The sequence below is a fragment of the Parapedomonas caeni genome (genome assembly GCF_041060555.1).
In the GTDB taxonomy this organism is placed as follows: domain Bacteria; phylum Pseudomonadota; class Alphaproteobacteria; order Sphingomonadales; family Sphingomonadaceae; genus CAUJIW01.
Genome location: NZ_JBEUDS010000020.1, coordinates 55,985 through 67,437, shown reverse-complemented (window position 1 = coordinate 67,437; position 11,453 = coordinate 55,985). Strand labels below are relative to the sequence as shown.

Here is an 11,453-nt window from a genome sequence, read left to right as displayed (position 1 = left end):
CCGGAGGTCTTCATCCCGGCATTCGCGCGGGCGGCCCTGCAACCCCAACCAGCGATGCCGCCCGCGCTGGCGCCACGACCATCATTGCACTAACAATCAAATTGGACCCGTCCGTGGGGGCCGATCACAGCCCGGCGGCGGCGAGCTTGCGGTGTAGCTCCGGGAAGTGATTGTCAGGTGATGTGGCGAAGGCTTGCTTGTGGGCGTCGGAGAAGTGCTCCGTCAGAAAATGGCGGGTGCGCGCGGTCCAGACATCCGCCTCTGCATGCTGGGTGAAGCTCATCGACACCGGCTCTATCGGTGTCATGGCCGACAGCGGTGCGGTGAGCGCGCGATCGGGATCGTCTGCGGCCAGAAGCAGCGCACGCGCGCTGCGGTAAAGGCCTGGCAGGGGAGAGTCTTCGCTGACCCCATAGCCGCCGAAGGTGCGGATTGCGGCCTTGATCGCCGGTACGCAGGCGCGCGCTGACCACCAGAAGGCCTGGGCGTCGAGCCGTGCGGCACCCGCCAAGCCTTCCGCGCGCGCAGCGATGGCGCGCCAGATCAGCAAACGGGTGCCGTCGACCTCCGTCGCAGCGTTGGCCAATGTGTGCGCGATCCCCTGATATTCACCGATCGGCCGGCCAAAGACAATGCGCTCACGCGCATAGGCGGAGGCTTCGTCAAGCGCGCGCTGCGCCATGCCGACACAGGCTGCGGCGATCAGAATGCGCTCGCCGGCCGGATATGCAACGACGCCTTCGCGACCCGCCGCCTCTGCGACCAGCGCCGCGTCGAGCAGGTTGCCACCGTGCTCAAGCAGTGCGTCCACGCCCAGTTCTGCCAGGATCGCATCGGCGGTGCGCTCACCTCGTGAGGCCAGCGCACCGCCGACACTGTCGACCATGGCCTGTTGCTCGCTGGAGAGTTCGAGACAGACCATGATCGCAACTCCTACGCAGCAGGTATTTCAGGCAGCCAGCGTCGCGCTGGTTTGAACGTCGGGCGCGATGCGGAACAGTCGCGCGGCGTTGAGGCCAAGGACGTCGAGGCGGGTTTGTTCGCTGACGTTCAGCCCGTGGAACAGATCGTCGACGATGCGGCGGCTGATCGGGAACGTGCCCTCGGCATGCGGGTAGTCAGATCCCCACATCACGTTCTTGGCGCCGGGCAGGCCGGCATTGGCCGCCAGGATGCAGCTGCGATCATGCTGGAAGCTGGCCCAGACCTGATCATCGATGATCTGGCTGCAACGGCGCGAGAGCTTGGGGTGGACGAAATTGGCATGAGCTTCCTCCACCTCGTCCATGCGTTCGGCTAGCGCGACGAGCCAGCTGGCGCCGCTCTCGATGAAGGCAACCTTCGCGGCGGGATTGCGGTCGAGTACGCCGCCGGCGACAAGGTATTGCACCGAGTTCTGCGCATCCATCGCCTGCTTGGTGTAGTTGATGATGCCGGCTCCCGGTCCACGCTCGTGAACCACGGTTTCAAGGCCGGTGCCGGTGTGCATCACGAACACGATGCCAAGCGTTGCCGCCCGGGCGAAGACGGGATCCCATTTGGCGTCATTGTACTTGGGCAGGTGCGGCGGCGTCACTGCTGGCAGCATGGCCGCGGTGAAACCCTTGGCGGCGAGATAGTCGAGTTCGGCCAGCGTGTTCGAGAATTCGAGCACGGGCAGCATGCCGCAACGCACGAAGCGCGTCGGGTGCCCCGAGAGAAACTCATTGTTCCAGTCGTTGTAGAGACGGGCGGATGCCGCCTCGGCGTCGGCGTTGTCGAGGCAATAGAGCCACAGGCCAAGGCTTGGAAAACAGATTTCCGCGTCGATACCTTCCAGTTCCATGTCTTCCAGGCGACCGGGGATCTCCCGGATGCCCCTGCGCTGGTTGTCTCCCAGTTCCTTTTCGCGGTGCTGGCCAACGCGCAGGCGATAGATGATCTTGTCCGCCGTGCCGGTGATCAGGAAGTCGCCTTCCTTGCGCGAATGGATGGCGTGGTTCTTCAGGCTCGCGGGCAGGCCGTCGAGAAAGATGGTCGCCGGTTCCATGATATGGCTGTCAGCACTGAAAACGAAGGGCTTCATGTGAACTCTCCCGATTCGGTCCATTTTCATAAGGATACCTAGTTATATAAGTCAATGCAAGGGTTGTGCTGGACGGTGTCGAAAATTGGTCGTAAACAGTTATCTGTAAGGAGGCGGCATGGAACAGATTGGACATTCGGAGACGCTGGTTGCGCGTACGGCGCGTGCGTTGGCCAAGCTTAGTCTGGAGCATGAGGCGGGGGCGTTTATTGGTGGCGAGGATGATCTGCTGCATCGTCTCGGGGTCAGCCGTCCGACGCTTCGTCAGGCCGCCAAGATCGCCGAGAACGATCGCCTCATCAGCGTGCGGCGGGGCATTCGCGGCGGCTTTTACGCCAGCCGTCCGGACGCCAGCGACGCGATTCGGACACTCGCCCGGTATCTGCGCCTCAAGGGTGCCACGCTACTTGACATCATGGCGGTCAGTCGCCTCGTTTCCGAAGAGGCGGCGGCACTGGCTTGTGCGTGTGAAGATCGAGGCTTGCGGGAGATGCTGGAGCAATTTGACGCCGACATAGATCAGGCTGACAGCGTGGCGGCGATGATCGCGGCAGAGGCTGAGCTGGCGCGGTTGGTGGCGCTGATGAGCGGGAATCCGGCGATCGAGCTGGTGATGGCGATCGGGTATTCATTTGGCATGGAGGAGCAGGGCACGGGGCTCTATCGTGATCCCGAACAGCGCGCGGAAGCCCGGAAGCTGCAGCATGGCCTGTGCCGGGCCATTCTCGACCACGACGCTGATATCGCCCGACTGATGATGCGGAGGCGCTCCGGGGCGATGGCGGCATGGATCGCGGGAGAAAAATCGTGAGCGCGGTTGAGGTAACGCATTTTCGCGGGTTTGGAGGGGTTCGTCTGGAGGCGGAGATCGCCGGTGACCCGAATGATCCGGCAATTCTGCTGCTTCACGGTGCCGGCCAGACGCGTGCAGTCTGGCATGACGTAGCGGCGGCGCTGGTCCAGTCCGGCCGGCGAGTGATCAGCCTCGACCTGCGTGGTCATGGTGGTAGCGAGTGGCCCGTTGATGGCGCCTACTCGTTTGAGGCGCACGTTGAGGATCTGCGCGCGGTGTTGGCGCAAGCGGCGACAAGGCCGGTGGTGGTGGCGGCAACACTGGGCGGGTGGGTCGCCGTGGCGGCGCTCGCCAGCGACGCCACGAATCTGGCGGCAGGGCTGGTGCTGGTCGACATGCCCGTCAATGCCGATCCGGCGGTTGCGAGCGACATAGCGGACCGGTTACGTCAACGCCACGCCGAGGGCGAGAAGCGTTGGGATGTCCGTACGCTGGGCGCTTTTCCGCTCGACGGTGTCGCCAATGAGCTACTGGGGGCTGCACCACGACTGGCCTTGCCGACACTGGTGATGCGCGGTGGCTTGTCCTGGATACGGCGCTCGGCGCTCAACGATACGTTTGACTCCGCGTTGCCCAACGCCGAGGTCGTGGACGTTGCCGACGCCGACCTGCTGGTGGTTACTGACCGTACCGAGGCCTTTCTTGGCGTGCTGCTCGATTTTCTGGAGCGCAAACAGCCGCGCGCAGCGAGCGAGTTCCGCGCCGGTTCCGACGCGCGTACCCTGCGTGACGCGATGGGTTGCTTTGCCACCGGGATCACCGTGGTGACCGGTTGTACAGAGAGCGGTACCCCGGTTGGTCTGACCGCCAACAGTTTTACATCGGTCTCCCTTGATCCGCCGTTGCTGCTGGTCTGTATCGCCAATAGCGCGGGCAGCGCCCCGGTGCTGCGTGAGGCTGACCACTTCGGGGTCAATGTGCTTCAGGTAAGCCAGCAGCCAACGTCCAACCGCTTCGCCGGCAAGGGGGAGGATCGTTTTGCCGCGACACCCTGGTCGGCGGGAGAATCAGGGGTGCCGCTACTCGATGGCTCGCTCGTCTCGTTTGAATGCCGCCGTCATGCGATTCATGAGGGCGGGGACCATTTCATCCTGGTTGGCGAGGTGCTGCGGGCACAATTCGAACCACGTCGCGATCCGCTACTCTACTTCCGCGGCAAATATCGGCGGCTGCATTTTACCTGACCGCTGGACAAGCCTGCACGGCTGGCATATCTCACTTAGTTGAATAAGTGTAAGTGGGAGAGGTGAACGGTGGCCTGGGCACATCAGGACAAGACGGCAATCGTGGGTGTGGGGGCGACGGACTATTATGTCCGCGGCAAAAGCTGGCCACGTACCATTAACGATATGGCGGGCGAGGCGATCCTCAAGGCCTGCGCGGACGCTGGCATCTCGATCAAGGATGTCGACGGTTTCTCCTATTATTCCACGGCCGGCGCCGGCTACCTCGACAAGTTCGACACAGCCTCGCTGATGGAAACACTGGGCATGCCCCATGTTTCCTTTTCCGCGACGCTGACGTCGGGTGGTGGTGGCTGTGTTGGGGCGATCGGCCTGGCGACCGCGGGGCTGATGAACGAGGACTGCAAGTACGCCGTTACCGTGATGGCGCTGCAGCAGTTGCCTCAGCATCGCCTTGGCGTGGTGTTCGGCGCGGCGGCACCCAGCCCGGAGAACAGCTTCCTGCAGCCGTCGGGACTGGTCGGTCCGGGACATCTGATGAGCGTGCTCGCCCGGCGCCACATGCACCTCTATGGCACCACGCAGGACGCCTTTGGTGAGATCGTCATGGCGACGCGCGCCAACACCCACAATCGGCCCAAGGCCGTGCGCAAGGCGCCGTTGACGCGGGAGGAATATGAGACGTCGCCGATGCTGGCTGACCCGCTGCGCAGGTTGGATTTCTGTCTGGAGACCGATGGCGCGGTCGCGGTGATTACCACCACCATGGATCGAGCGAAGGATTGCCGGCACAAGCCGGCGATCGTGCACGCCTGCGCCCATGGCGGTCAGCGGGAGTGGGGTCGTGCGTTTGCCTGGATGGGGATGCCGGACCCGCATTTCGCCAGCTCCGGCCACAAGTTCACGGCGGATCGCATCTGGGCGCAGTCGGGTCTTTCCGCCAAGGATATGGACGTGGCGCTGCTTTACGACCATTTCAGCCCGATGGTGCTCATGCAGCTGGAGGACTATGGCTTCTGCGAAAAAGGCGAGGGCAACGACTATGTGCTCGGCGGCAAGATTCGCTACGATGCCGCCACCGGCCGCGGCGTGAACGGCGGCGTGCCGGTCAACACCCATGGCGGCAACCTCAACGAAGCCTACATCATCGGCATGACCCACGTGGTCGAAGCGGTTGAACAGGTGCGGGGCACGGCAATCAATCAGGTCACCGATTGCGAGTTCGCGCTGGCATCCGGTGGTCCGGCATCACTGCCAGTCTCCAGTCTGATCCTGAGGAACGCCTGACATGAGCAAGACCATCAGCTATGGGCCGGCGCGCCTGCTGCCGGGTGAGCAGATTCGCATTTCCACCAACCCGGATACGGAACCCTTCTGGCAGGCCGCCAAGGAGCATCGTCTGACCGCCTGCCAGTGCGCCCGCTGTGGGCATTTCCGGATGCCGCCAACGCCTTATTGCCCGGAGTGTTCAAGCACCGAGAAAGTCTGGCCGACGCTGCCTGGCACCGGCACGGTGTTCAGCTATGTTGTCTGCAACAAGAATCCGAAGAACGGCGAGGACTTCATCTACGTGCCGGTGGTCGTCGATCTTGACGGCGCGCCGGGGGCTCGGCTGAACGCCAACGTCACCGGCTGCGATGCCGAAGACGTTCATATCGGCATGAAGGTCACGGTTGAATGGACGGACATCCAGGATGGCTGGGTGCTGCCGAATTTCCGCAAGGTGTGAACATGCTGGGCGCGCTACGGATTGTCGAGATTGGCGAGGGCCAGGCGGTTCAGGTCGCCGGCCTGATGTTGGCGGCACTGGGCGCGGACGTGCTCAAGATCGAGCGGCCGGGCGGCGATCCGGCGCGAGGGCAGGCACGCTTCGCCAACTGGAACCGTGGCAAACGCAGCCTGGAGCTTGACCTGTCGACGCCTGATGGACTTGGTGAGCTTAACAGGCGTCTTGCCGGTGCCGATGTGCTGCTGCACCAGTTCACGCCGGCGCGCGCCAGGGCGCTCGGGCTCGATGACGAGACTCTTGTCGGCACGCATCCACGTCTTGTCATCTGCGGCATTACGGGCAGCCCCTATAATCATCCCGATGTCGAGCGCTCGGATGACGAGTTGCTGGTCGCCGCCCGGTTCGGCGCGCTCTACGAGAATGACGGCTATCGACCGGGTCCGATCGTCTGGCGGTTCAATGCCGGCAGCTGGGCCGCCGCACACCTGGCGGCCGCGGGCATTCTCGCGCGTCTGGTGGCCCGCTTGCAGTCGGGGCACGGCGGGGCGGCCCATACGTCGATCTTCCAAGGCTACATGGCGATGCTGCCGTTGATCTGGGCGCGCAACTCCAAGGGGCCGATGCCGAACAACCCGCCGCACCCGCTGGCGGCTCGCCCCATTGGTCAGCAACTATACCAATGTCAGGGTGGCGACTGGCTGCAGATCATGGATCCTGCTCGGCAGTTCGACTACGCGACCATGCCCACCATGTGGGACGTGCTGGCGGAAGGGGCGGAGATCGACACGGAGGAGGGCAAGATCGATGCCTTCAGGCGCCGGCCACTGGAGGCATGGCTCGCCGATCTGCGCGCCGCTGACATTGCGGCCGAGCCTGCCTACCCGCTTGGTGAAATGCTCAGGCACCCGGAAGTTCGCGCCAATGCCTATGCGGTGGAGGTCAACGATCCCGAACTGGGGCTGACGGTTCAGCCGAATGTGCCGTTCCACACCGACGCGCCATTGCCGCCGGTACGGCCGGCGCCACGCCTGGGCGAAGGGGGCGGGAAGGACTGGGCGCCGCCGCCCGCACCGATCGGCAGCGATGGCGAGCCGGAGGAGCTGCTGGAAGGTGTCCGGGTGCTTGACCTCGGCATGTTCCTCGCGGGTCCAATGGGGCCCTCGATGATGGGCGACATGGGCGCTGACGTCATCAAGGTCGAGGCGCTGACAGGCGACCGCATTCGTTTCATGCACCGCTATTACCAGGCCGCCGCGCGGTCGAAGCGGTCGATCGCGCTTGACCTTACCAAGCCGGCGGCACAGCCGATCCTGGCACGGCTGATCCAGTGGGCGGAGGCGGTGCATCACAACATGCGCTTCAAGGGCGCGGCCAAGCTCGGCTTGTCGGAGGAGGGGGTTCGCCAGCACAATCCTGATGTCGCGTTCAACTACAGCAGCGCCTATGGCCAGCGCGGCGAGCGCGGCAATTGGCCGGGCTATGACTCGATCTTCAACGCCATTGCCGGTTGGGAGTTCGAGAATGCGGGCGAGGGCAACAAGCCGATGTTCAACCGGCCCGGCACCATGGACGTAGCCACCGCGATGAGCTGTCTGGTCGAGCTGATGGCCTCGATCTATGCCCGACGCGCGGGCCAGCGCGGCTATACCACCCAGACGTCGCTGCTCGGCATCTCCGCCTTCACCCAGGGCGAGACGCTGATACTCCCCGACGGTTCGCTGGCGCCGACGTATCATCTGAGCAGCGACCAGACCGGATTCTCGCCTTACCATCGGATCTTTCAGTGTCGGGATGGCAACTGGATCGCGGTCGCCGCGCACACCGAGGCGCGCCGCAAGGCGGTGCGGGATGTGCTGGGCGATGATGAGACGGGTTTCGTGATAGCTGCCGCCGCGCGTGAATCTGATGAGCTGATCGCGGCACTGGAGGCGGCGGGCGTACCTTGCGATCACGTTACCTTCGAGGATGCGCAAAACCGCTTCTTCGACAATCCGCTCAACCGTAAACTGAACCTCATCTCGGTACTGGAGCAGCCGATGTACGGCACTGTTGAGCAGCCGGGTGCCTTCTGGTGCTTTGGTGATGTGCCAGTGCGGTTTAAGCGCGCTTGCCCGAATATTGGCGAACACACGGACGAGATCATGCGTGAGATGGGTTTCTCGGACGCGGAGATCGCCGGCTATCGTGAACAGAAGGTTATCGGCTGACCGCCTCCCCGTTAGGGGAGGCGACGGCACGATCATTTTTCCCGCTTGGGCAGCCAGGTGCGCACAGGTTCGAACACCGGCATCCGCAGGCTGCGACGCAGCCAGTTGGCACCGTCCAGCACGAAGGTGTGACCGGAGCAGAAGGCGGCGTAGTCGGAGCACAGATAGGCCGCAGCCCAGCCAAGTTCGTGCACCTCGCCGGTGCGCAGCGCCGGCTGGCGGTTGGACAGATCATCGCCATCGGCAAACCGCAAGTGCGCCGCGCGGTCGGCATGAGGGAAGAGGCCGGGTGCGATGCAGTTGACGCGAATGTCGTAGGGCGCCCACTCGACCGCCAGCGATTGGGTGAGGTTGGTCACCCCGGCTTTCGCGGCGGCTGACGGGCTGGTGCCGGGCCCGCCGGTCCAGCTGTAGGTGGCGCCGATGTTGAGGATCGCACCACCAATGCCGTCGGCGATGCGTCGCCGGGCGAATTCGGTCGAGCAGATCCAGGTGCCGTCCAGCACGATGCCGGTCACCGCCCGCCAGGCGTTGAGGCTGAAATCCTCCGACGCTCCGGCAAGGTTGCCGGCGGCATTGTTGACGAGCTGGGTAACGGGTCCGAGTGCCGATTCCACTTCGTCAAAGCAGGCCTTGACGGCTTCCGGATCACGGACATCGAGTTGTACGCCGATCGCGCGGCCGCCGGCCTCCTCGACTGCCGCGACACCGCGGGCCCGCTTTTCCGGGTTGCGGCTGGCGATGGCGACGGCGCCACCCAACCGGCCGAATTCGGCGGCAATCCCCTTGCCAATGCCCGAGCCACCGCCGGTGATGATTGCCACGTCATTGGCGAAGGTGCCTTCGGGCAGCATCCGCGCGCCGGCGCCGGGCGCTCGGCGCAGACCCTTGTAGTCGTCAGTCATGTCACTTCCCCTTGTAGATCGGCGTGCGCTTCTCTCGGATGGCGGCGCGCGCTTCAGCATAGTCCTCGGTCTTGAACAGGGCGGTCTGCGCCAGCAACTCCTGGGCGATACCGTTGCGCACCGCACCGGCATGGGCCTGATCGATCATGGTCTTGGCCATGGCGAGACAGATGGGGGGCTTGGCGGCAATCTTCTTCGCGATCTCCAGCGCCCTGGCATCAAGCTCCTCCGGGGAAACGACGAAGTCGACAGCACCCCATTCCAGCGCCGTCCTGGCATCAATGCGCTCGCCGGTCATGACCATATATTTTGTCCGGGCAGGGCCGATCAGCGTGGTCATGATCTGGGTGCCACCGGTGTCGGGCAGGATACCGTAATTGATCTCCGGCAGTGCCATCTTGAGGTCGGTTGACGACACGCGAATGTCGCATGAAAGCGCCATCTCGCAACCACCGCCAATCACAGCGCCCTTCAAGGCGGCGACAAACGGCTTGGGGCTGTCCATCACCTTGAGCCGGCCCTGCTGGTGGCGGAGAACGAAGTGATAATCACTCTCGTCGCGCGCCCGATGGCCAAGCATGGTGGTGTCACGCCCTGAACAGAAGGATTTTCCAGCCCCCCGCATCAGAATGGCGCGGACCGCGTCATCATTCAACGCGCGGTCAAGCATTTCCTTGTAGAGTGCCGCCGCCTCGTCATCCATGGCGTTGTGGACGTCAGGCCGGTTGAGCGAGATCACGCCCACCCCGTTGACGACTTCGTACAGGACTTTGTCGCTCATGCGGCATCTCCAAGGATCACCTCGCGCCTTGAGGGGAAATATCGTTGTCATTGAACTGAATTGCTGGCGCTCTTGCTGCAATATGTATATCACCTAGTTATATATGTTAAGGGGCAAATTGATTGAGGCCGGTCAATGTCGATTGCGCCACTGACAGACGAGGAAGCGCTCCCGGAAGCGCCGGCCGAGCGGCTGCCGCTGGTCGTGTCGCCGGGTATCCTTGAGGATAAGGCGAGCTGGCGTGCGGCACTGAACCCGCTCGATCACGATGTTGTGGTGATTCCCAATGAAGGCCCGACGGTAGCGGAGATGGCGCATGTACTTCTCGACAAGGCGCCGGTGCGTTTTGTCCTGCTGGGCCATTCGCTGGGAGGGTATGTCGCGATGGCGGCGACGCTCGCGGCCCCGGCAAGGGTGGCGGGGCTGGTGTTGGTCTCAACCACGGCGCAGCCTGAAACCGAAGCGATGACCGGGAAGCGGATGGCACTCGTCGAGGCGGCGCGTGATGACTTTCCGGCGGTCCTGCGCCGTCTGGCCCGCGCGTCACTGGCCCGAGATCATCGGGCGATGCAGCAGGCGCCACTGGAAGCCGCAATGCTGGCGGCAGGCCCCGCGCGCTTCGCCCGTGAACAGATGGCGGCCGCCAGTCGTCCGGCGTTCGCGGCCGGGCTGGCGACGATACACTGTCCGGTATTGGTGATAGCCGGCGTTGAAGATGTGGTTATCGACCACGCTGCATCGGTGTCGCTTGCAGACGCGGTGCCGGGCGCGACACTGGTATCGCTACCGGGGTGCGGGCACATGCCCCATCTGGAGGTGCCGGACATATTCGTCGGGGCTTTGCGTGACTGGCTGGCACGGCAATCGTCGATGCCAGGCGCCGTTAAGGGTGATCCCAGCCGGCACGTCGGCCAACGCCGCGATTGACGACGTCGATCATGCCTGTGTCGATTGGCGGGAACATGGCCACGAGCGCCCGGCTCTGGGGGTGGGGCAGGATCGTTTCCGTGCCGGCGAGCAACCCCGCGATGGCCTCACCGGCGACGGCATCGATCACATCCTGCCCATGAGCGGCCTGACTAGGGACGTCGAGCTGGTCAGCCAGTCGGGTGTCGAGCGCGGGCGGAAACAGCTCGAATACTCGCACCGGCGTGTCCTTGAGGTGACGCCGCAGCGATAGCGTGAACATATGAAGCCCGGCCTTGGTGGCGCTGTAGAGCGGGTTGGCGTCCAGCGGGAACAGGGCGCCTGGCGTGCTGACATTGAGGATCGCGCCGGGTGTGCTCACACGGCCATGGCGGGACAGCAGGAACAGGCGCGCCAGGTCGATCGGGGCCGCGAAGTTGGTATCGATCTCGGCCGCCGCACGGTCCTCGCTCAGCGTGAAGGGATTGGTGTAATCGTGGGCGCGGACGATGGCGGCATTGTTGACCAGAAGGTCCAGCGGCCGCCCGGCCCGCCGTTCGACCTCGGCGAAAAGCCGCTGGCGATCCTCGGCGTGCGTGACATCGGCATGGAGGGCCAGAAGCCGCGGTTCGCGAGCCGTGGCGGCGTCAAGGTCCGTCCGGGTGCGGGCGCAAACGAAGACCGAGAAGCCATGGTCGGCCAGCGTTCGTGCCATGGCGAAGCCGAGGCCGGTCGAGCCGCCGGTCACCAGCGCCAGCGGTGTATGCGGCAATCCCTGCAGCAACCAGCTTGTCCCGGACATGTCCATCTCCCCCAGTGCGAC

General features: G+C 64.2%; 11 protein-coding genes. 6 read left to right on the top strand and 5 right to left on the bottom strand.

What is annotated here, in order from left to right:
• Positions 1–124: 124 nt before the first annotated feature.
• Complete coding sequence (locus ABU113_RS13145) at positions 125–922, bottom strand: acyl-CoA dehydrogenase family protein (RefSeq protein ID WP_454559957.1); 798 nt, start codon at positions 920–922, stop codon at positions 125–127.
• A 27-nt stretch (positions 923–949) separates the two neighbouring features.
• Positions 950–2,065, bottom strand: coding sequence for an amidohydrolase family protein (locus tag ABU113_RS13140; RefSeq protein ID WP_454559956.1), 1,116 nt, complete (start codon positions 2,063–2,065; stop codon positions 950–952).
• 118 nt (positions 2,066–2,183) lie between these two features.
• On the opposite strand from ABU113_RS13140, the gene ABU113_RS13135 reads away from it, so the two are divergent.
• The 5 genes from ABU113_RS13135 to ABU113_RS13115 all read left to right on the top strand — a co-directional run bounded on the left by ABU113_RS13135 (position 2,184) and on the right by ABU113_RS13115 (position 8,038).
• Positions 2,184–2,876, top strand: a complete 693-nt coding sequence (locus ABU113_RS13135; protein WP_454559955.1) for a FadR/GntR family transcriptional regulator — start codon at positions 2,184–2,186, stop codon at positions 2,874–2,876.
• Complete coding sequence (locus ABU113_RS13130; protein WP_454559954.1) at positions 2,873–4,102, top strand: alpha/beta fold hydrolase; 1,230 nt, start codon at positions 2,873–2,875, stop codon at positions 4,100–4,102. The genes ABU113_RS13135 and ABU113_RS13130 overlap by 4 nt, the downstream gene beginning before the upstream one ends.
• A gap of 69 nt (positions 4,103–4,171) precedes the next feature.
• Complete coding sequence (locus tag ABU113_RS13125; RefSeq protein WP_454559953.1) at positions 4,172–5,389, top strand: thiolase C-terminal domain-containing protein; 1,218 nt, start codon at positions 4,172–4,174, stop codon at positions 5,387–5,389.
• 1 nt (position 5,390) lies between these two features.
• A complete protein-coding gene (locus ABU113_RS13120; RefSeq protein ID WP_454559952.1) occupies positions 5,391–5,831 on the top strand; it encodes a Zn-ribbon domain-containing OB-fold protein in 441 nt (146 codons plus the stop codon).
• Complete coding sequence (locus tag ABU113_RS13115) at positions 5,780–8,038, top strand: CoA transferase (protein WP_454559951.1); 2,259 nt, start codon at positions 5,780–5,782, stop codon at positions 8,036–8,038. The genes ABU113_RS13120 and ABU113_RS13115 overlap by 52 nt, the downstream gene beginning before the upstream one ends.
• A gap of 32 nt (positions 8,039–8,070) precedes the next feature.
• Here ABU113_RS13115 and ABU113_RS13110 read toward each other — a convergent pair whose 3' ends face one another.
• Together ABU113_RS13110 and ABU113_RS13105 are read right to left on the bottom strand one after the other, a co-directional pair.
• Positions 8,071–8,943, bottom strand: a complete 873-nt coding sequence (locus ABU113_RS13110; protein ID WP_454559950.1) for an SDR family oxidoreductase — start codon at positions 8,941–8,943, stop codon at positions 8,071–8,073.
• A gap of 1 nt (position 8,944) precedes the next feature.
• Positions 8,945–9,724, bottom strand: coding sequence for an enoyl-CoA hydratase/isomerase family protein (locus tag ABU113_RS13105; protein ID WP_454559949.1), 780 nt, complete (start codon positions 9,722–9,724; stop codon positions 8,945–8,947).
• Between the two features lie 135 nt (positions 9,725–9,859).
• Between ABU113_RS13105 and ABU113_RS13100 the strand changes: the two genes are divergently transcribed.
• Entirely contained in the window at positions 9,860–10,651 is a 792-nt protein-coding gene (locus ABU113_RS13100; RefSeq protein ID WP_454559948.1) for an alpha/beta fold hydrolase, read from the top strand.
• Here the strand turns inward: ABU113_RS13100 and ABU113_RS13095 are convergent.
• A complete protein-coding gene (locus ABU113_RS13095; RefSeq protein ID WP_454559947.1) occupies positions 10,608–11,432 on the bottom strand; it encodes an SDR family NAD(P)-dependent oxidoreductase in 825 nt (274 codons plus the stop codon). The two genes, ABU113_RS13100 and ABU113_RS13095, sit on opposite strands and share 44 nt — an antisense overlap.
• Between the last annotated feature and the right edge of the window lie 21 nt (positions 11,433–11,453).

Coding starts and splice junctions, on each gene's coding strand:
- ABU113_RS13145 (WP_454559957.1), bottom strand. CDS start 922: ATGGTCTGTCTCGAACTCTCCAGCGAGCAACAGGCCATGGTCGACAGT.
- ABU113_RS13140 (WP_454559956.1), bottom strand. CDS start 2,065: ATGAAGCCCTTCGTTTTCAGTGCTGACAGCCATATCATGGAACCGGCG.
- ABU113_RS13135 (WP_454559955.1), top strand. CDS start 2,184: ATGGAACAGATTGGACATTCGGAGACGCTGGTTGCGCGTACGGCGCGT.
- ABU113_RS13120 (WP_454559952.1), top strand. CDS start 5,391: ATGAGCAAGACCATCAGCTATGGGCCGGCGCGCCTGCTGCCGGGTGAG.
- ABU113_RS13115 (WP_454559951.1), top strand. CDS start 5,780: ATGGACGGACATCCAGGATGGCTGGGTGCTGCCGAATTTCCGCAAGGT.
- ABU113_RS13110 (WP_454559950.1), bottom strand. CDS start 8,943: ATGACTGACGACTACAAGGGTCTGCGCCGAGCGCCCGGCGCCGGCGCG.
- ABU113_RS13105 (WP_454559949.1), bottom strand. CDS start 9,724: ATGAGCGACAAAGTCCTGTACGAAGTCGTCAACGGGGTGGGCGTGATC.
- ABU113_RS13100 (WP_454559948.1), top strand. CDS start 9,860: ATGTCGATTGCGCCACTGACAGACGAGGAAGCGCTCCCGGAAGCGCCG.
- ABU113_RS13095 (WP_454559947.1), bottom strand. CDS start 11,432: ATGTCCGGGACAAGCTGGTTGCTGCAGGGATTGCCGCATACACCGCTG.